This is a genomic window from Pseudomonas sp. BF-R-19 (assembly GCF_019956445.1).
In the GTDB taxonomy this organism is placed as follows: domain Bacteria; phylum Pseudomonadota; class Gammaproteobacteria; order Pseudomonadales; family Pseudomonadaceae; genus Aquipseudomonas; species Aquipseudomonas fluorescens_BH.
Genome location: NZ_JAHBDN010000047.1, coordinates 52357 through 71507 on the forward strand (window position 1 = coordinate 52357; position 19151 = coordinate 71507).

Annotated in this window: 15 protein-coding genes; 4 read left to right on the forward strand and 11 right to left on the reverse strand. The window is 62.2% G+C overall.

Going from position 1 to position 19151, the window contains the following annotated elements; all coding sequences use genetic code 11:
• Positions 1-175 precede the first annotated feature (175 nt).
• Together KGB28_RS11645 and KGB28_RS11650 are read left to right on the forward strand one after the other, a co-directional pair.
• Entirely contained in the window at positions 176-712 is a 537-nt protein-coding gene (locus KGB28_RS11645) for a glyoxalase superfamily protein (RefSeq protein ID WP_008049764.1), read from the forward strand.
• A 66-nt stretch (positions 713-778) separates the two neighbouring features.
• Positions 779-1285: a PaaI family thioesterase gene (locus KGB28_RS11650; protein ID WP_223445099.1), complete on the forward strand. Its 507-nt coding sequence runs from the start codon at positions 779-781 to the stop codon at positions 1283-1285.
• Between the two features lie 170 nt (positions 1286-1455).
• Here the strand turns inward: KGB28_RS11650 and KGB28_RS11655 are convergent, their stop codons facing one another.
• The 5 genes from KGB28_RS11655 to pvdM all read right to left on the reverse strand — a co-directional run bounded on the left by KGB28_RS11655 (position 1456) and on the right by pvdM (position 9392).
• Positions 1456-3873, reverse strand: a complete 2418-nt coding sequence (locus KGB28_RS11655; protein ID WP_223445101.1) for a TonB-dependent siderophore receptor — start codon at positions 3871-3873, stop codon at positions 1456-1458.
• A gap of 126 nt (positions 3874-3999) precedes the next feature.
• Positions 4000-5649, reverse strand: coding sequence for a cyclic peptide export ABC transporter (locus KGB28_RS11660; RefSeq protein ID WP_223445104.1), 1650 nt, complete (start codon positions 5647-5649; stop codon positions 4000-4002).
• A 192-nt stretch (positions 5650-5841) separates the two neighbouring features.
• Positions 5842-6714 carry a formylglycine-generating enzyme family protein gene (locus KGB28_RS11665; protein WP_223445106.1) on the reverse strand — a complete coding sequence of 291 codons (873 nt, stop codon included), beginning with the start codon at positions 6712-6714 and terminating at the stop codon, positions 5842-5844.
• 16 nt (positions 6715-6730) lie between these two features.
• Positions 6731-8011: an aminotransferase class V-fold PLP-dependent enzyme gene (locus KGB28_RS11670; protein WP_223445108.1), complete on the reverse strand. Its 1281-nt coding sequence runs from the start codon at positions 8009-8011 to the stop codon at positions 6731-6733.
• Between the two features lie 31 nt (positions 8012-8042).
• On the reverse strand, positions 8043-9392 hold the full coding sequence (gene pvdM / locus KGB28_RS11675) for a pyoverdine-tailoring dipeptidase-like protein PvdM (protein WP_223445110.1): 1350 nt from the start codon (positions 9390-9392) through the stop codon (positions 8043-8045).
• A gap of 254 nt (positions 9393-9646) precedes the next feature.
• Here pvdM and KGB28_RS11680 point away from each other — a divergent pair, with 254 nt between their 5' ends.
• Positions 9647-11266, forward strand: a complete 1620-nt coding sequence (locus KGB28_RS11680) for a PvdJ/PvdD/PvdP-like protein (RefSeq protein ID WP_223445112.1) — start codon at positions 9647-9649, stop codon at positions 11264-11266.
• Between the two features lie 204 nt (positions 11267-11470).
• Positions 11471-12619 carry an acyl-CoA dehydrogenase family protein gene (locus KGB28_RS11685; RefSeq protein WP_223445114.1) on the forward strand — a complete coding sequence of 383 codons (1149 nt, stop codon included), beginning with the start codon at positions 11471-11473 and terminating at the stop codon, positions 12617-12619.
• A gap of 130 nt (positions 12620-12749) precedes the next feature.
• Here KGB28_RS11685 and KGB28_RS11690 read toward each other — a convergent pair whose 3' ends face one another.
• The 6 genes from KGB28_RS11690 to KGB28_RS11715 all read right to left on the reverse strand — a co-directional run.
• Positions 12750-13298 carry an adenine phosphoribosyltransferase gene (locus KGB28_RS11690; RefSeq protein ID WP_008050206.1) on the reverse strand — a complete coding sequence of 183 codons (549 nt, stop codon included), beginning with the start codon at positions 13296-13298 and terminating at the stop codon, positions 12750-12752.
• Between the two features lie 80 nt (positions 13299-13378).
• Positions 13379-14113 carry a fumarate/nitrate reduction transcriptional regulator Fnr gene (fnr, locus tag KGB28_RS11695; protein WP_046041331.1) on the reverse strand — a complete coding sequence of 245 codons (735 nt, stop codon included), beginning with the start codon at positions 14111-14113 and terminating at the stop codon, positions 13379-13381.
• A 90-nt stretch (positions 14114-14203) separates the two neighbouring features.
• A complete protein-coding gene (gene hemN / locus KGB28_RS11700; protein ID WP_223445118.1) occupies positions 14204-15586 on the reverse strand; it encodes an oxygen-independent coproporphyrinogen III oxidase in 1383 nt (460 codons plus the stop codon).
• A gap of 213 nt (positions 15587-15799) precedes the next feature.
• Positions 15800-16483 carry a sulfite exporter TauE/SafE family protein gene (locus KGB28_RS11705; protein WP_103394973.1) on the reverse strand — a complete coding sequence of 228 codons (684 nt, stop codon included), beginning with the start codon at positions 16481-16483 and terminating at the stop codon, positions 15800-15802.
• Positions 16476-16694 (reverse strand): cbb3-type cytochrome oxidase assembly protein CcoS, encoded by a 219-nt coding sequence (gene ccoS / locus KGB28_RS11710; RefSeq protein WP_007971444.1) that lies wholly within the window; start codon positions 16692-16694, stop codon positions 16476-16478. Before ccoS ends, KGB28_RS11705 begins: the two co-directional genes overlap by 8 nt.
• Positions 16695-16716: 22 nt before the next feature.
• On the reverse strand, positions 16717-19151 hold a 2435-nt coding region (locus KGB28_RS11715), incomplete at its 5' end, for a heavy metal translocating P-type ATPase (RefSeq protein WP_223445116.1).

Here is a 19151-nt window from a genome sequence, read left to right on the forward strand (position 1 = left end):
CATCTTCCGCATCCCCTATCGGCTATGTATCATCGACATCGGTCTGATGCTGCCCGCCGCTCGCTCCCGTTGGGAAAGGTGAAAGCATCTCCTTCTTGTACGAACCCTGTCGCCTCTCTTGACGGTCGAGGTTTGGCAATGCGAGCACCAAAGCATCTCGGCTACAGGAGCAGTCATGTTTTCAATCGAGCAAGCCAAGCAAATGGCCAAACAGTTGCGCGCCTCGCTGGAGGAGCGCAATCAGGCGGTGACCCATTCCACCGCGCTGGAACTGGTCGCGCAACAACTGGGCTACAAGGACTGGAACACCGCGTCGGCGATGCTTTCCCAGGCAAGTACGCCGTCCACGCCTGCTGTGACTTTCGACAAACCCATTCCAATTCTGCGCAGTTTCGACGAAGCCAAGGCGCGCGAGTTCTATCTGGATTTCCTCGGGTTCAGCGTCGAGTTCGAGCATCGTTTCGAGGCTGATCTGCCGCTGTACCTGGGCATCAGCCGCGACGGCCTGCAACTGCACCTTTCCGAGCATCACGGTGATGCCAGCCCGGGCTCGACGGTGTTCGTGCCCATGCAAAACATCGAACTGCTCAGGGACGAATTGCAGGGCAAGCGCTACGGGTATGGACGCCCTGATATTGTCCAGCAGGGCTGGGGCAAAGAGCTGCAAGTCTACGACCCGTTCGGCAACCGGATTCGCTTCTGCCAATATTGATCAGGCGCTGCGGGCCGGGGTGACCCGGTCCGCTTTCAACCACCCGGTAATAAGGATGAACACGCTATGACCACGCAGCACACTTCGCTTCAAGACATCGCCGCGCCCGAAGGCGTTTGTTATGGCTGCGGCAGCCAGAACCCGCACGGGCTGCACATCAAGAGCTTCTGGCATGAAGACGGGGTGCATGTCATGGCGCAGCACGTGCCGGATGAAAAGTACTGCGGCTGGCCGGGTCTGGTTTACGGCGGTTTGATCGCGATGCTGGTCGATTGCCACTCCAACTGGGCAGCGATGGCTTATCACTACCGGGCAGAGCAACGCGAGGTGGGCAGCTTGCCCCACATCACCTGCGTCACCGGTAACCTGGGCATCAAGTACATCAAGCCCACCCCGATGGGTGTCCCCCTGACACTGCGTGCCAGAGTCGAGGGCGAGGTCGGGCGCAAAAGCCGGGTCATTTGCGAGGTTTTCGCCGGGGATGTCCTGACCGCTGTCGGGGACTCCACGTTTGTCCGCGTCGATACCGAGCAGCTCAGGGCCGACGCGCACGAGCGTCAGGTGGAATCCTGACGATAAGCGCAAACTCTTCACCACCGGGCCACTGTAGGAGCGAGCTTGCTCGCGATGGTCGTTAACGATAACGCGTGTTTACTGGCTAAACGCAGCGCTCTTGAGTCCATCGCGAGCAAGCTCGCTCCTACAACGGCCCGGTTTCTTGTTGCAGATGAAGTTTTTAGCCATCAGTACTGCGCGCGCAGGCTCAGGGTCAGGGTGCGCGGGTCGCCGTAGAAGTTGGTGCCCCAGGAGGCATCGACGCGGTCGTAGTACTTGCGGTCGAACAGGTTGTTGGCGGTGAGTGTCGACGACAGGTGTTCGTTGAACTTGTAGCCGACCTGCGCCGAGGTAACGGCATAGCCGCCTTGCTGGAACTTCACGTCACGCTGGTAGTAGGTGTCGCTGACCACACGCACGCCACCGGCGACGCTGAAGTCCTTGAGCGCACCGTCGGTGAACTCGTACTTGGTCCACAGGTTGTAGTTGTGCTTGGGCGTGATGGTGCTGAAGGTCTTGCCTTTGTTGGCCTGATCGCCGTCCAGGAACTTGGTGGAGGTGTAGGCGTAACCGGTGACGATGCTCCAGTTGTCGGTCAGGTTGCCGCTCAACTCGGTTTCCCAACCCTGGCTGCGTGCCTTGCCTTCGGTCATGTAGGCACCGGAGGTGTTGTCGTATTCGGCGCGGTTTTCATCGTAGATGCGGAAGGCCGCAATGCTGGCGTTCAGGCGACCGTCGTAGAATTCGCGCTTGAGGCCGATCTCGTACTGCTTGCCTTCGCGCGGGCCGACCGGCTGGCCGTCCGTTCCGATTTCACTCTGCGGTTTGAACACGCCGGTGTAGCTGAAGTAGGTCGACAGTTGCGGTGTGATCTTGCCGATGATGGCGCCGTACGGCACGACCTTGCGGTTGATGCTGGTGTGGGCTTCGCCGAAGTTGTTGAAGAAGGCGTTGGCGTTCTTCGCATCGCTTTCGTACCAGGTGACGCGGCTGCCGCCGATGACATCGAGCCAGTCGGTGACGTTGAACTTGGCGCGGGTGTAGACGCCGTACTGATCGGACTTGGACCAGTTGCCGTTGACGTGCGCATAGTCGTTGCGGGGAATGTCGATGCTGCCCGGATCGAACACGTTGATCGGGAAGTACTCGCCGCCGCCGTAGGTGAAGTCCTTGTCCAGGTGCTGGTACTCGGCGCCCACGGTGAACTCGTGCCGACGATCGGCGAACTCGAACGGCGTGGTGACGAAGCTGTCGACACCGATGGTCTTGATATGGGTGTAGTAGTCGTACGCCACGGCCCAGCTGTCACCGGTGGCCGGGTCGACCGCGCCGTCGGCCCAGGTGAAGTTACGCTCCGGGGTTTCGGCGTCGCGGTAGGTCAGGGTGGTCTTGAATTGACCGCCGTTGTCCAGTTCGTGGTCGAGTTCGGCGAAGGACTCCCAGACTTTTTCGTTGAGGGTGTTCCACTTGGCATCGACGAAGGTCGAGCGCGGTACGTCGAGCAATGAGCCGTCGGCGTAGGCCGGCAAGCCGAAGGCCGGGGTGGAGTTGTTCTTCTGGTAAGCGCCACCGACCGACAGGGTGGTGGCCGGGTCGAGGTCGAACTCCAGGCGGCCGTAGACCATCGGCCGTTCGTTCTGCGCGTAGTCGACGAAAGACTGGTTGTTCTCGTAGGCGGTGATGAAACGACCGCGCACGGTCCCCTGGTCGTTCAACGGGCCGGTGACGTCCACCGAAGAACGGTAGCGATCGTAGGAGCCTGCGGCCAGTTCGCCACCGAGGGCGAACTTGCTCAGGGCACGCTTGCGCACCACGTTGATCGTACCGCCGGGTTCGCCCGCGCCCTGGTACAGGCCCGACGGACCGCGCAGCACTTCGATGCGGTCATACATCGCCAGGTCGAAACTGGTGGCCATGTCGCCCTGGCCGGTGGGCTGCGAGACGCCGTCGACCTGCACCTGGTCGACGAGGAAACCACGCATGTAGACGTCGTTGAGGCTGGAGCCGGAGTTGTAGGTCTTGATGGTCACGCCGGTGACCTGACGCAGGGCGTCCTGCAGGCTGTTCAGGTTCTGGTCGTCCATGCGCTGGCGCGTGACGACGGACACCGACTGCGGGATGTCCTTGACCTTGATGTTGCCTTTGCCGATGGTCACTTCATCGCTGGTGTAGGAGTGCGTGCCTTCGGTGGTCGGCCCCAGCGCCACGCCGGTGATGGACGTCGCACCCAGTTGCAGTGCACTGGAGTCACCGGCCGATGGCAACAGCGACACGGTGTTGCCATTCAACTGAAAATTGATGCCGCTCCCCAGCAGCAAGGTTTTCAGTGCCTGTTCCGGTTCCATGTTGCCGGACACCGCCGTGGACTTGATGCCGTTGACCATGTCCTGGCTGTAGAGAATCTGCAGGTTGGTCTGCTGGCCCAGTTGGCGCAATGCGCTGGCCAGCGACTGAGCCGGTACATTGACGTTCACCGGGGCTGCCTCGACCTGGGACGTACCCAACAACAACAGGGTCAGCAGCGCGCCCGGCACGACCGTTCGGAATTTCTTTTGCCGTTCGATGGCTAACGCCAAGGGTGCGCGGGACAGAGTAAGGCTTTGCATTGCTCGAATCGCTCCAGAATGGTGTGTGTAGTGTTTTAGTTAATGATAATTATTATTAGACGGACCACTTTGGCTAAACCGGAAAACAAACTTCAAAAAACAATGATTTGCGTGCGGCAACGGCACTCAGGCGGTTGCGCGCTCGGTGACGACCCGGCCCGATTCCATGCGTACCAGTTGATCGGCCATGTCGAAATAACGGTCGTCGTGGGAGATCACGATGATGGTCTTGCCCAGGCGTTTGAGGTCCGGCAGCAGCTCGGTGTAGAAGATGCGGCGGAAGGTCGGGTCCTGGTCGGCGGCCCATTCGTCGAACACCAGCACCGGGCGTTCTTCCAGCCAGGCATTGACCAGCGCCAGGCGCTTGCGCTGGCCGGTGGACAGGTCGGTGGTGGTGAAGCTGCCGTCCCTGACGCTGACCTTGTGCGCGATCTCCAGCCGTTGCAGGTATTTGTTGGCATCTTCGGGAATGTGCTGGTCGCCCTGGACCACGTCATCGAACAGGTAGTAATCGGCAAAAATCGTGGTGAACAATTGGCGGTAGTCGTCGCGATTGTGCGCATCGATGCCTTGGCCGTTGAGCAGGATCGAACCCTGCTGCGGCGCGTAGAGGCCCAGCAGCAGTTTGATCAGGGTGGTCTTGCCGCAGCCGTTTTCGCCGACGATGAAAATGATCTCGCCTTGCTCGACGGTCAGGTTCACCGGGCCCAGGCGAAACGCGTCGCTGCCCGGTGCGGCGGGGAAGGCGTAGCTGACGTTGTCCAGTTGCAGGCGGTTGACCACGGTCGGCGGGGTGCCTTGGTCGTTGAGCAACAGGTGCGGCTCGGGCGAGGAAAACTGGCTGGACAGTTCGGCGATACGGCGGAAGGCAATGCGCGCCCGGCTGACGATCGGCAAGGTGCTGACCAGGTGCTCGATCGGGCCTTTCATGTACAGCAGCACTAGCACGAAGCCGCTCATCACCGCCTGGTCGGCGCTGGGCCAGAACGATTGCAGGGCCAGCGCCAGGCCGATGACCACGAAGAACAGCATCGAGCCCAGGGTCTTGGCAATCACGAAGGTGTTGATCGAACGCACCTGGGTGTTACAGATGAAATCGGCAGTGCCCTGGATGCCCTTGACGAACATGCGCTGGCGGCGCGGGCGGTGGATGCGCAACTCCTTGGCGCCGCCGGCAATGGCGTTGTAGTGCTTTTGCAGATCGTCCTCGGCGTCGCGGGCGGCCATGAAACCCTGGATGCCCTTGCCCTGGGCGTAGAACTGGATGCCGGTGCCGATGGCAATCGCCAGCACCATCATCAGGAACATCGGCCACGACAACATCGCCAGGTAACCCATGCAGCCGAGGGTCACGGTCAGGGAAATCGCCAGCGGCGCGAAGGCGAAGGCGAAGTCGCTGATGGTGTCGACATCGTGGGTCAGCACCGGGATCAGCCGGTGGCTGCGGTAGCGCTCGATCTGTTCGATGGGCGCTGAAAGCACCTTTTCCCCGAGCTCTTTGCGCAGCCTGGCGATGATGTGCTGGCCGACGTAGTTGGTGCCGATGTCCGAACAGATCGAACTGCCCAGGGCCAACAGGCACAGGCCGCCGAACAGGGCGACCACGCCTTGGGTCAGGCCATCCGCCGAGTGCAACGCGTTGTTGATGGTGGCCAGCAACACCGTCACGCTCAGGCCACCCACCATGCCCAAAAGGATCGACAGACTGACGACGAGCCGGAACGGTTTGAGGAGGGTGAACAATTCATGAATTGCACCGCGCGTTGGCTGGGTCATGAGCAGAGGGTTCCTTGGGTCTTGAGGCAGATACCCAGTAGAACGTCTGATGGAGGGCTTAATTTAAATGGTGGGCGACACAAAATCTGTGGGAGCGGGCTTGCTCGCGAAGGCGTCGTGTCAGCCAACATCAACTTCTCTGATCCACCGCTTTCGCGAGCAAGCCCGCTCCCACAAGGGTTGGGGGAGGGATTAGAGAATGCGTACTACACGGAATCCGATCCAGTCGCCACGGGTTTGCGGGTCGATGTCATTGCGGTTGCCCGAGCGGGAAAACACCGGCGCTTCGCCCCAGTCGTTGCCACGGATGCGCAGGGTGTCGCAGTTCGGTTCAGTCCAGGCGCTGCCGTCGGTGGGCGCGCCGACGTAGTCCGGGTGGTAGCAGTCGGCGATCCACTCGTAGACGTTGCCGTGCATGTCGTACAGGCCGAAGGCATTCGCCGGATAGCTGCCCACCGGGGAGGAATAGCTGTAGCCATCGGTGGGGCCGTAGGTGTTGGCGTGGGTGGCGATGCTGTACTCGGTGCCCGGGTCGAACGGGAAGGGGAAGGCTCCCTTTGACCCGGCACGGGCGGCGTACTCGCGCTGGGCCTCGCTGACGATGTGGTAGTGCTGGCCGGTCTTCATCGACAGCCAGGCGGCGTAGGCGCTGACTTCGGCGAAGTTCATGCACACCGCCGGCTGACGCGGGCCCTGTGGATAACGCGGCTTGCTGTTGATGCACTCGCGGCCGGGGCGGGTGTCGCCATCGGGCAGGGTGATCCCGGTTTCCTTCATGTATTGGGCCCATTCGCCGGCGGTGATCTGGTAGCGGCTCATGGCGAAAGGTTTGTCGAACGTCACCTCATGCACCGGGCCTTCATCAGGCTCGCGGCCGAACTCGTCGTCCGGGGTGCCCATGGTGAAAGTGCCGGCGGGCAGCACGACCATTTCCGGGCAGTTGCGGCAATCCTTGAAGACCTTGCCGGGCAATGGCGCGGTGTAGGCCTGGGCGAGGCCGGGCAAGGCGCTGCCGAGCACGGTCAACAGCGTCAGGGCGCCGAGTTTTTTCAGGGTGCTTTTCATAATGGTTCTCGCTCAGTCAGACCTGGTTGGCCAGCAGTTCCATCAGGCGGTCGATGTGCGCTTGGGTATTGAGCAGCCCCGGCGACACACGAATGATCGGTCCGACATCACGGTCCACGGCGTCACACACCACACGCTGATCCATCAGGTAATTGGCGACTGCTTCGCAGTCCCGGTTCTTGATGCGGAAGAAGGTGAAACCGGCGGAATACTCCGGCGATAGCGGTGTGACCAGTTCCACCGACGGGTGCGCCTGCAAGCGTTTTTTCAGGTAGCTGTTGATGGCGTGAATGCGCGTCGCGACCTCGGCCTTGCCCAGTTCCAGATGCAATTTGAAAGCTTCGTTCAGCGCCCAGCGGTGTTCGAACGAGTGGTAGCCGCCGTAGGTCATCACCGTGGAGAACTGGGTCGCTTCGGAGAAGGTCGGGATGGTCGGGGTCACGTCCTTGAGCTCGTCGGAGCGGGCGCAGATGATCCCGGTGCCCCGTGGGCCGAACATCCATTTGTGAGTGCCGGCAATAAAGAAATCGCAGTGCATGTCCGGGAAATCGACGTTCTCCACGCCGAAGCCGTGGACGCCATCGATCACGTAGAGGATGCGGTCCTTGTCCTCGCGACCACGGTTTTTCTCTTCCACCAGTTTGCCGATCTCGCCGATGGGCAGTTTCACGCCGCTGCCGGAATGCACCCAAGTCATGCCCAGTACGCGGGTTTCAGGGCGGATGTTGCGCTCGATCGCGGCCAGCACTTCGGCGGTCGAAACCTTGTACGGGTCTTCGAACAATTTGATCTTGCGAACCTGGGTGCCGTCCTTCTGGGTGCGGTATTCGAACACGCTGTTGGCGGCGTAGTGCTCGTGTTCGCTGGTGAGGATTTCCTGGTCCGGGCGCACGTGGATGCCGGCGTAGATCATCGCCAGGCCTTCGGTGGTGCTGCCGGTCAGGGCGATCTGCGACGGTTTGGCTTTCAGGTAACGACCGGCCCAAACGCGCACATCTTCCTCGCGGCGTTCGGTTTCGCCGCGATGCCAGTCCATGGCCAGGCCCGGGTTGCGGTCGAGGTTGGCGCGGTGCATCTCGATGGCTTCACGCACGGGAAGCGGGTGCGAAGTCACCAGGAAGTTGGCGAAGTGCAGGTAGTTCGGGTCTTGGGTGAAGAGTTGGCGCAACTGGTCCCATTTGTCCTTGGGCAGTGGCGCGGGGCTGGCGGCCCGTGCCGGCAGGCTCACGGCGGAGGCCAAGGGAAGGCCGGCCGCGAGGATGCCGGCCTGCTTGAGGAATGAACGACGGTTGGTCATGGATTCGGTTCGCTTTGGCAATAGATGAAAATCAGTTCTGGACCACAGGCCGGGAGGACTTCTGCACCTGGTCCCAGACCCGCAGGAAGTTGCCGCCCCAGAGCTTGGCGATGTCAGCGTCGCTGTAGCCGCGGCTGATCAGTTCGGCGGTCACGTTGCGGGCCTCGCTGACGTCTTTCCAGCCGTCGAGGCCGCCGCCGTCGTTGAAGTCGGAACTGATGCCGACGTGGTCGATGCCGATTTTTTTCACGGCGTAGTCGATTGCATCGCCGTAGTCCTTGAGGGTGGCCTTGGGTTCTTCGTCGAGGATCGAATAGAGCTGGCTGGCGTACTCGCCGAAGCGCTGCTCGGGCCAGACGGTGATCACCGGGTCGCCGGGCATCAGGGCCATCTCCAGGCCTTGCAGCGGTTGCAGGTCGAAACGGGTGCGCAGGGCGTTGAGCTTGTCCTGGGTGGCCTGGCTCAGCGGGCGGATGTAGGTCGGGAAGCCGACAATCTGCACCACGCCGCCGCTGTTCTTGATCAGTTGCATTTCCGGGTCGCTGAGGTTGCGCGGGATGTCCACCAGGGCGCGCGGCGCCGAGTGGGAGGCGACCATCGGCGTGCGGCTCAGTTGCGCCACTTGCTCCAGGGCCTTGGTCGACATCTGCGACACATCGATGATCACGCCCAGGTCGTTGAGGCGATGCACCGCTTGCTTGCCGATGTCCGACAGCCCGCCCAAGGCATCCCGCGAATCATTGAAGAACGGCAGCGGCCGCGATGAGTCGGCCCAGGCGTTGTTGCCCACGTAGCTGAAGCCGAACATGCGCATGCCGCGCGCTGCCCACTTGTCCAGGGCGTTGAGGTCATTGCCCAGCGGGTAGGCGTTGAGCATGCTGATGAACACCGCGAACTTGCCTTCGCCGTGCAGGCGGCGGAAATCGTCGGGGGTATAGGCGATGGCCACCTGGTTGGGGAAGTCGCGGACCATCGCGCTGATGATCTTGTAGCGGGTTTCCTGCTCAAAGCGGGCCTCGTCGACGAAACCGGCGGTAGGGCGATGGGGGGCATTGGGGCCGTTCCAGATTTCCGGCCAGCCGAAAATCGTCAGCGCCGCCCCGGACAAGCGTCCGCGCCCGGTCTTGACCAGGTCGAACTGGCCTTCGCCGTCCTTGTCGACTTCGTTGCCGGCGGTGCCGAAGTCCATCGGCACGGTGATGTGGCTGTCGAACGAGAGGATGCGTTCCTGCAACTGATCGGCCTGTTTCATCACCTTGACCGGGTAGCCGGGGTTGTCCCTGAACCAGTAGTCCCAGACCGCGAAGCCTGCACCCGCGCTGATCGCCAGGGCCAGCGGCAGGCCGATGAAAAGAGCCTTTTTCGAACGTGGTTTTGTCATTGCCGTCTCAGTCAGGTTCGCCGTCGAGGATCAGGCGCGGGGGCCTTTGCTATCTGGGGGGGAACGAGTGGCTGGCCCAAGAATTTAGGTGTTTGTGCCGGCCTCTTCGCGAGCAAGCCCGCTCCCACACTGATCGAGTGAACACTGAAGATCCCCTGTGGGAGCGAGCTTGCTCGCGATGCTTTTAAATTTGTCCGGGCAACAAACGTTCTAGCTTGGATAAAGCCTGCTCCATGGCTGACACAGGTAGGGCAATGACGATTTCTCGACGATGGTTCCTCGCGGGTCTGGCGCTGACCGGTGCCGCCGTGCCGGCGGCGTATTACGGGTATCGCGAATTGACCAGACCGGACCCGACCATCACCCCCGGTGAAGCCTCGTTCGAGGTGGCGGACGTCGCCGGCCAACGCTTGGCGGATACCTTGCGCGGGGTCTGGCAGATTCGTTTTGAAGGTCGCGACGCCGGCATCGAAGGCTTGCCGCTCGAAGGCCTGGAGGTGTTCCTCGACATCGGCCACAAGGGGCGTGGTTTCAGTGGTTATCTCGACACCGCCGAGCGTTTGCGCTCCACCGAAGAGCCCCGTTACCGGGTGCTCGGCGATCTATCCGGGACCAACCCGAAGCAGCTGGGTTGGCGATTGCTGGGCGCCAGCGGCTGTTGCGATTACGATTTCGACATGACCCTGGACGAGGTCTGGGCCGGTTTCGGTAACGCCGGCAGCGGCAGTCTCAGTGGGCGCGTGCTGGACCTGAATCGGCCACTGATGCTGATGGCCCAGGACAATCGATTCATTGCCGTCAAACGGGTATTCCCTGAAGCCCGCGAGCGCACCGGCCTCAACCCGACCCTGCTGGCCTGGCTGGTATCACCGGAGCACCGATTGTTCCACCAGCTCTGGCATGCCTCCCGGGACAAGTGGCACAAGCTGTCCGAAGACCAACGCGGCGCCTTGCGCGGGCTCGGCTGGCAGCCTGGCCCTCGGGACCAGGAGCGCGATGCCCGTGGCGAGCGCAAGGATCGCAACGGTTCGGGCGTGGACTTTTTCTTCATGCACCGGCACATGCTCGGCACGGCGCGGTCGATGCAGGACCTGCCGTCCTGGACGCACTTCCCGTTGCCGCAACCGGAGCTGGCGCGTGACCGGCTTGGCTTTGCGCGTTACTTCGACAACCACGACGGCACTGCGCTGCCGCCCACCTGGCTGGCCGAGGACGATGACGAGTACACGCAATGGGTCAGCGACATCAAGACTGGCGAGACGTATCACAGCAACTTCCAGGTCTGGGAATCCCGCTACCGCGACCCGCGTTACCTGTCGACGCTGACCCTCGGTCAGTTCGGCTCGGAGGTCGAGTTGGGCCTGCACGACTGGCTGCACATGCGCTGGGCTTCGGTACCGCGTGATCCGTCCAACGGTCAGCCGGTGCCGTTCGCCAGGGATCCGGCGGACTTTTCCGCACGCTGGTTTGCACCGGAAAACGATTTTCTCGGCGACCCGTTTTCTTCCCATGTCAGCCCGGTGTTCTGGCATTTCCACGGCTGGATCGACGATCGCCTGGAAGACTGGTTCCGCGCCCACGAGCGCTTTCATCCGGGGCAGGTCAGTCGGCTGCAGGTCAACGGCGTGCAATGGTTTGCGCCTGGGCGCTGGGTCGAGATCGATGACCCCTGGCTCGGGCCGATCACCCATGGCTGTAGCACCACACCGGGATTGCAGGCCGGCAAGTCAGTGGAAATGGACCCGGAAACCATGAAGCTGGCGCTGCGCATCACCTTTGGCGAGGACGAGAAGAAGCTGAAGGATCTGTTGCGCAAAGTGCCGCAGCGGCCGTGGTATGCGCGCAATCTGAAGGCCAGACAGAGCCAGGCTTGATACCGCATTATCGTTCAATCGTCGGATCGCCGCCCGGAGCAAGCCCGATCCCACAGGTTATGCGTCGTGCCCGAATCATGCGGTACACACCAACCCCTGTGGGAGCGAGCTTGCTCGCGATGCAGGCGACGCGGTTTCACAATCCTGTTGAAAACCAAGCAAGCGCTCGGTTAACTTCACTGACCCCCTCAGTGGAGCTCGCCGATGTCTGCCTTTCAGGAATACTTCGACCCCAGCCACCAATTGGTCCGCGACAGCGTCAGACGTTTCGTCGAACGCGAGATTCTTCCTGATATCGAGCAGTGGGAAGAAGCCGAAAGCTTCCCTCGCGAGCTCTACCTCAAGGCCGGCGCAGTGGGGATTCTCGGAATCGGTTACCCCGAAAACTACGGAGGCAGCCACGAAGGGGATCTGTTCGCCAAGGTTGCCGCCAGTGAAGAGTTGATGCGCTGCGGCTCAGGCGGGCTGGTTGCCGGCCTGGGGTCGCTGGATATCGGCTTGCCGCCCATTCTCAAGTGGGCCCGACCCGAAGTAAGGGATCGTGTGCTGCCCCAGGTGCTGTCGGGAGAGAAGATCAGCGCCCTGGCCATCACCGAGCCTGGCGGCGGCTCCGACGTCGCCAACCTGCAAACCCGTGCCGTGCGCGACGGCGATTTCTACCGGGTCAGTGGTAGCAAGACCTTTATCACCAGCGGCGTGCGCGCGGATTTCTACACTGTTGCAGTGCGAACGGGAGAGCCAGGTTTCGCAGGCATCAGCCTGTTACTGATCGAGAAGGGCACACCCGGTTTCACCGTAGGACGGCAACTGAAGAAAATGGGCTGGCGGGCGTCGGACACCGCTGAACTGTTCTTCGATGATTGCCGAGTGCCTGTAGGCAACCTGATCGGCGCCGAGAACATGGGCTTTGCCTGCATCATGGGCAACTTCCAGAGCGAGCGCCTGGCCCTGGCGTTGATGGCCAACATGACCGCACAACTTGCGCTGGAAGAGAGCCTGAAATGGGCACGCCAGCGCGAAGCCTTTGGCAAGCCGATCGGCAAGTTTCAGGTGATCAAGCATCGCCTCGCCGAGATGGCAACCGCGCTGGAAGTGTCCCGGGAATTCACTTACCGCCAGGCGGCGAAGATGGCGGCGGGGCAGAGCGTGATCAAGGAAATTTCCATGGCCAAGAATTTTGCGACGGATACCGCGGACCGGATCGTGAACGATGCGGTGCAGATACTCGGTGGGCTGGGTTACATGCGCGAGAGTCTGGTGGAGCGGTTGTACCGCGATAACCGGATCCTGTCGATTGGCGGCGGGACGCGGGAAGTGATGAACGAGATCATCAGCAAGCAGATGGGGCTTTGAGTTTGGTGGAGTAGCGGCTGACGCCATTCGCGAGCAAGCCCGCTCCCACATTTGACTGCGTTCTGTCGGAAGGAATGCAATTCACTGTGGGAGCGGGCTTGCTCGCGAAGGCGTCAGTACAGGCGCCAGATTACTTGTCGCTCAACGCAAACTGCGTCAGGCAGAACGTAGGAATGCCCATGTCTTCCAGGCGCTGCGAGCCACCCAGCTCCGGCAGATCGATGATCGCCGCCGCTTCATGCACCCGGGCGCCCATGCGGCGGATCAGGTTGGCGGCGGCAATCAGGGTGCCGCCGGTAGCGATCAGGTCATCGAACATCACCACCGAATCCCCTTCGCACAGGCTGTCGGCGTGCACTTCCAGGAAGGCTTCGCCGTATTCGGTCGCATAGCCCTCGGCCAACACTTCAGCCGGCAGTTTGCCTTGCTTGCGGAACAGCACCAGCGGCTTGTTCAACTGATAGGCCAGTACCGAACCGATCAGGAAGCCACGGGCGTCCATCGCGCCGATGTGGGTGAAGTCAGCCTCGACGTAACGGTGGGCGAAGCTGTCCATCACCAGGCGCAGGGCCGTGGGCGACTGGAACAGCGGGGTGATGTCGCGAAAGATCACACCCGGTTTCGGGAAGTCGATGACAGGGCGGATGAGGGATTTGATGTCGAAGGAGTCGAAGACCATCGTCGTGGTGTCCTGGCAGGGCTGCAAACAACGCAGTATAACGGCGGCTGAACCGTTTCGCTCAGCCGCAACGTTTTGTTTCAGCCTTCCAGCGAGCCACCGGCCAGGGCGCACAGCTGGATCGGGTCGATAATCCGGATTTCCTTGCCTTCTGCCGCAATCAGTTCGTTTTGCTGGAAGCGCGTGAAGACCCGGGACACGGTTTCCACCGCCAGGCCCAGGTAGTTGCCGATTTCGTTACGCGACATGCTCAGGCGGAACTGATTGGCGGAAAAACCCCGGGCGCGGAAACGTGCCGAGAGGTTGACCAGGAAGGTGGCGATGCGTTCGTCGGCGGTCTTTTTCGACAACAGCAGCATCATCTGCTGGTCGTCACGGATTTCGCGACTCATCACCCGCATCAACTGACGGCGCAACTGCGGCAATTGCAGGGCAAGTTCGTCGAGGCGTTCGAAAGGAATTTCACACACCGAAGTGGTTTCCAGGGCTTGTGCCGACACCGGGTGCTTTTCGGTGTCCATGCCCGACAGGCCGACCAGTTCGCTGGGCAGGTGGAAGCCGGTGAGCTGTTCCTCACCGGTGTCGCTCAGGCTGAAGGTCTTGAGGGCGCCAGACCGGACTGCGTAGACAGAATCGAAGGTATCGCCCTGGCGGAACAGAAACTCGCCTTTTTTCAGCGGCCGGCCGCGTTTGACGATTTCGTCCAGCGCATCCATGTCTTCCAGATTCAGCGAAAGTGGCAGGCAAAGAGGGGCCAGGCTGCAATCCTTGCAATGGGCTTGATTATGAGCGCGCAGTTTTACTGGCTCGGACATTTCTTCAATCCTTGTGGGAAATCACACATAAGACGTAAGGGTAACTCACCATAGGATATCGAGGCCAGTCTGGGGCGCTTGCTTGCAGAATTAGATTACCCGTGAAAAGCGCTGGCGACTGTGTTGTTCCAGGTACGCGTCGAACACCATGCACACCGAGCGCACCAACAGCCGCCCGGCGGGCAGGATGGTGATCCTGTCGCGATCGAGTTCGATCAGCCCGTCTTTGGCCATGTCTTGCAGTTGCGGCCAGAGATCGCCGAAATAGCCCTGGAAATCGATGTTGAAGGCCTGTTCGATGTCAGCGTATTCGAGACTGAAATTGCAGATCAATTGCTGGATGACTGCGCGCCGCAGCCGGTCATCGGCATTGCACAGCAGGCCGCGGCTGGTGGCCAGTTGCGACGTGGCAAGGACGTTCTGATACTCGGTCAGGTCGCTGCTGTTCTGGCAGTACAGGTCACCGATCTGGCTGATCGCCGACACGCCGAGGCCGATCAAGTCGCAATGACCGTGGGTGGTGTAGCCCTGGAAGTTGCGTTGCAGGGTCGATTCTTCCTGGGCAATCGCCAGCTCATCGTCGGGCAGGGCGAAGTGGTCCATGCCGATGTAGCGGTAGCCAGCGCTGATCAGTTGCTCGATGGTGCGCTGCAGCATTTCCAGTTTCTGCGTGGGTGTCGGCAGTTCATTGCTGTTGATGCGCCGCTGGGGCATGAAGCGTTCCGGCAAGTGGGCGTAGTTGAACACCGATAACCTGTCCGGTTGCAGGTTGATCACCTCTTCGACGGTGCGGGCGAAGTTCTCCGGAGTCTGTCTCGGCAGGCCGTAGATCAGATCGATATTGATCGAGCGAAACTGCAAGGTGCGGGCGGCATCGATCACTGCGCGGGTTTCTTCCAGGCTTTGCAGGCGATTGACTGCACGTTGCACCGCCGGGTCGAGGTCTTGCAGGCCGATGCTGACCCGATTGAAACCCAGTTCGCGCAGCAGGCCCATGGTCGACCAGTCGGCCTCGCGCGGGTCGATCTCGATGCCGTAGTCGCCGGAGTCGTCGTCCAGCAAATTGAAGTGTTTGCGCAACTGCGCCATCAACTGGCGCAGTTCGTCGTGGCTGAGAAAGGTCGGCGTGCCGCCACCGAAGTGCAGTTGCTCGACTTTCTGCGTGGGGTCGAGGTGGCAGGCGATCAACTGGATTTCCTGTTCCAGGCGCTGCAAATACGGCTGCGCCCGCCCGCGATCCTTGGTGATGACCTTGTTGCAGGCGCAGTAGTAGCAAATGTTCGCGCAGAACGGCACGTGCACGTACAGCGACAACGGGCGTTGGGCCTTGCGGCTGTCGCGCAGGGCATGGAACAGGTCGAAGGTGCCGACCTGGCTGTTGAATTGCACGGCAGTCGGATACGAGGTGTAGCGTGGTCCCGCCAGGTCATAACGGCGGATCAGATCGGTGTCCCAACGAATGGCGTCGAGCATCATGCGGGCATTCCCCGGATAGGCTGGCAGTGTCAGCCACTTTATGCGAGGGCGGGGTGGGGCATCTTGATTTGCATCAAGGTCAGAATCTTTGTCGTTTGTAAGGGCCTCATCGTCGGATCGCCGCCCGGAGCAAGCTCGCTCCCACAGGTTTTGTGTACACAGCGACTCCCCTGTGGGAGCGAGCTTGCTCGCGATGGGCGCGCCGCCGGTTTAATGCCCCATGAGCCAATGCTGATGCGGCCCCGGCAAGGTCCAGATGCCGAACAGCATCACCAGCAATCCGCCCGCCATCCGTACGCTGCGTTTGCGCAACAATGCGGTGATGCGCTCGGCGGCAAGGCCTGTCGCCAGCAGCACCGGCCAGGTGCCGAGCCCGAACGCGAGCATCAACAATGCACTGTCCAGCGCGTTGCCCTGGCTGGCCGACCATAGCAAGGTGCTGTAAACCAGGCCGCACGGCAGCCAGCCCCAGAGCGCGCCCAACAGCAGCGCACGCGGCACGCTCGACACCGGCAGCAATCGGTTGGCGACTGGCTGGATATGCCGCCACAAGCCGCGCCCGAGGCTTTCGATACGGGTCAGGCCGCTCCACCAGCCGGCCAGGTACAGGCCCATGGCAATCAGCAGCAACCCGGCGAGGATACGCAGGAACATCGCCGCCGGGCTGCTGGCCACGGCCCATCCGGCCAGGCCGATCAGCAGTCCGGCGCAGGCATAACTGAGAATCCGTCCCAGGTTATAGGCCAGCAGCAGGCGAAAGCGCCGGCTGCGTTGTTCCTTGGGAATCGCCAGGGTCAGCGCGCCCATCAAGCCGCCGCACATGCCCAGGCAATGGCCACCGCCGAGCAAACCGAGGATCACCGCAGACACCAGCAGTGGCGCCAATTCAAGCATGGGGCGGGGCCTTGTCTTGCGGCTTGGCCGGTTGGCCGCTGGCCTCATCGACGGCGGCGGTGTGGTTCGGGTCCTGGTCGTCGAACAGGATGCTGTGGGCCGGGCCGTCGAGGTCGTCGTACTGACCGCTGTCCACCGCCCAGAAGAAGATATAGACGGCGATGGCCACGATCAGCAGCGCAGCGGGAATCATCACGTAAAGAGCTGGCATCTGGACTCCATGCCCGCGCGGCTCAGGCCGGCAGCGGGCGGGTTTCTGGCGTGGCGCAGAGGGCGAGCGCGCTCGGCATGCGAGTCAGGCGCAGCGCGTTCAACACCACGGTCAACGAACTGATCGACATGCCCACCGCGGCCCATACCGGGGTGATCCAGCCGAGGGCGGCGAAGGGCAACATGAGGCCATTGTACAACCCCGCCCACAACAGGTTCTCGATAATGACCCGGCGGGTGCGCCGCGCCAGGCTGAAGGCTTGCACCAGCGCATCGAGGCGGTTGGACAGCAACACGGCATCGGCACTGGTTTTCGCAAGGTCAGTGGCCGAGCCCATGGCGACGCTGATATCCGCAGCCGCCAGCACCGGCACGTCATTGACGCCGTCGCCGAGCATCAACACCTTGCGACCTTCCTTGTGCAGTTGTTGCAGGACTTGCAGTTTATCGTCCGGACGCAAGCCGCCACGGGCTTCATCGATGCCCAGTTCCGCCGCCACGCTGGCGACCATCGGTGAGCTGTCGCCAGACAACAGCAGCGTGCGCCAGCCCCGCGCCTTGCACGCGGCCAGCAGCGCGGGCGCATCGGCCCGCAAGCGATCATCGAGGACGAACCAGGCCAGCGGCCCCTGGCTGTCGCCAAGCAGCAGCCATTGGCCGGCTTCTTCGGGCATCGACGGCACCATGGCGCCGCTGAGTTCGCAGACGAAACGCGGTTGGCCGATGCGCAGGCGTCGCCCATCAACCAGGCCCTCCAGGCCAAGGCCCGGGGTGCTGTGGACTTCTTCGGCAGCCATCGGCGCACGACCGAAAGCGCGGGCGATCGGGTGTTCGGAGCGGTTTTCCAGGGCGGCGGCGAGGCTCAGGCATTGATCGCTGTCGAGCGCGCCGAGGGGGCGGATCGAACGCAGCGCCAGGCGACCTTCGGTGAGGGTGCCGGTCTTGTCGAAAATCACCGTATCGATCTGGTTCAGGCCTTCCAGGACATGGCCGCGCGTCAACAGCAGGCCAAGTTTGTGCAATGTGCCGGTGGCGGCAGTGAGGGCAGTCGGCGTCGCCAGCGACAGGGCGCACGGGCAGGTCGCGACGAGCATCGCCAGCACAATCCAGAACGCCCGCGAGGCGTCCAGCTGCCACCACAACAGGCCAATGGCCGCAGCAGCGATCAACGACAACAGCAGGAACCATTGCGCGGCGCGGTCGGCGATTTCCGCCAGTCGCGGTTTTTCGGCCTGGGCACGATCGAGCAGGCGAACGATGGCCGAAAGGCGAGTGTCCTGGCCCAGGGCCTGGACCTCGACGGTCAGTGCGCCTTCGACGTTCAGGGTGCCGGCGGTGACCGCGTCGCCGAGGGTGCGTGGTTGCGGCAGGTATTCGCCGGTCAGCAGCGACTCGTCGACACTCGACTGGCCGTCGAGGATCTTGCCGTCAGCCGGGAGAATGGCGCCCGGATGAACCAGCACCTGATCGCCGACACGCAGTTCACTGAGCAGAATGCGTTCGCTCTGACCGTCGGCTGTCAATCGCAGGCACGAGGCGGGCAACAGATTCACCAGCTGCGCGGTGGCGGCGGCGGTGCGCTCGCGGGCGCGCCGCTCCAGATAGCGCCCGGCCAGCAGGAACAGGGCAAACATGCCGACGGCATCGAAATACAGTTCGCCTACTCCGGTGATGGACGTCCAGATCCCGGCGATGTAGGCGCTGCCGATGGCCAGCGACACCGAAACGTCCATGGTCAGGTGACGGGTGCGCAGATCGCGCATGGCGCCTTTGAAGAACGGCGCGCAGCTGTAGAACACAATCGGGGTGGTGAGAAACAGCGCGACCCAGCGCAGGATGGTGTGCAGTTCGGGGCTGAGGTCGATGTTGAATTCAGGCCAGGTGGCCATGGTTGCCATCATCGCCTGGAACCACAGCAACCCGGCCACGCCGAGCTGGCGCAGGGCCAGGCGGTTTTCGCTGGCCAGTTGTTCGCAGGCTTGGTCGGCCTGATACGGGTGTGCGGCGTAACCGATGTGGCGCAATTCGCTGAGGACCTGGCTCAGCGGCAATTGCCCATCGGCCCAGCGCACGTGCAGGCGATGGTTGGACAGGTTCAGGCGCGCTTCGGCCACGGCTGGCAAGGTGCGCAGGTGTTTTTCGATCAGCCAGCCGCAAGCCGCGCAGCTGATGCCTTCCATCAATAGTGTGGTTTCGGCGAGTTCGCCTTCGTGGCGAACGAAGGGTTGCTGCACATCGGCACGGTCGTACAGCGCCAGTTCATCCACCAGTTGCACCGGCAGCGCTTCGGGGTTGGCCGAGGCTTCGCTGCGGTGCTGGTAATAGCTTTCCAGGCCGCCGGCGACAATGGCTTCGGCCACGGCCTGGCAACCCGGGCAGCAGAATTCGCGGGTTTGCCCGAGGACCGCAGCGGTGAAGCGGCTGCCGGCGGGGACGGGCAGGGCGCAGTGGTAGCAGG

Excerpts from the sequence above, each read along its gene's own strand:
- KGB28_RS11645 (WP_008049764.1), top strand. The coding sequence starts at position 176 with ATGTTTTCAATCGAGCAAGCCAAGCAAATGGCCAAACAGTTGCGCGCC.
- KGB28_RS11650 (WP_223445099.1), top strand. The coding sequence starts at position 779 with ATGACCACGCAGCACACTTCGCTTCAAGACATCGCCGCGCCCGAAGGC.
- KGB28_RS11655 (WP_223445101.1), bottom strand. The coding sequence starts at position 3,873 with ATGCAAAGCCTTACTCTGTCCCGCGCACCCTTGGCGTTAGCCATCGAA.
- KGB28_RS11660 (WP_223445104.1), bottom strand. The coding sequence starts at position 5,649 with ATGACCCAGCCAACGCGCGGTGCAATTCATGAATTGTTCACCCTCCTC.
- KGB28_RS11665 (WP_223445106.1), bottom strand. The coding sequence starts at position 6,714 with ATGAAAAGCACCCTGAAAAAACTCGGCGCCCTGACGCTGTTGACCGTG.
- KGB28_RS11670 (WP_223445108.1), bottom strand. The coding sequence starts at position 8,011 with ATGACCAACCGTCGTTCATTCCTCAAGCAGGCCGGCATCCTCGCGGCC.
- pvdM (WP_223445110.1), bottom strand. The coding sequence starts at position 9,392 with ATGACAAAACCACGTTCGAAAAAGGCTCTTTTCATCGGCCTGCCGCTG.
- KGB28_RS11680 (WP_223445112.1), top strand. The coding sequence starts at position 9,647 with ATGACGATTTCTCGACGATGGTTCCTCGCGGGTCTGGCGCTGACCGGT.
- KGB28_RS11685 (WP_223445114.1), top strand. The coding sequence starts at position 11,471 with ATGTCTGCCTTTCAGGAATACTTCGACCCCAGCCACCAATTGGTCCGC.
- KGB28_RS11690 (WP_008050206.1), bottom strand. The coding sequence starts at position 13,298 with ATGGTCTTCGACTCCTTCGACATCAAATCCCTCATCCGCCCTGTCATC.
- fnr (WP_046041331.1), bottom strand. The coding sequence starts at position 14,113 with ATGTCCGAGCCAGTAAAACTGCGCGCTCATAATCAAGCCCATTGCAAG.
- hemN (WP_223445118.1), bottom strand. The coding sequence starts at position 15,586 with ATGCTCGACGCCATTCGTTGGGACACCGATCTGATCCGCCGTTATGAC.
- KGB28_RS11705 (WP_103394973.1), bottom strand. The coding sequence starts at position 16,483 with ATGCTTGAATTGGCGCCACTGCTGGTGTCTGCGGTGATCCTCGGTTTG.
- ccoS (WP_007971444.1), bottom strand. The coding sequence starts at position 16,694 with ATGCCAGCTCTTTACGTGATGATTCCCGCTGCGCTGCTGATCGTGGCC.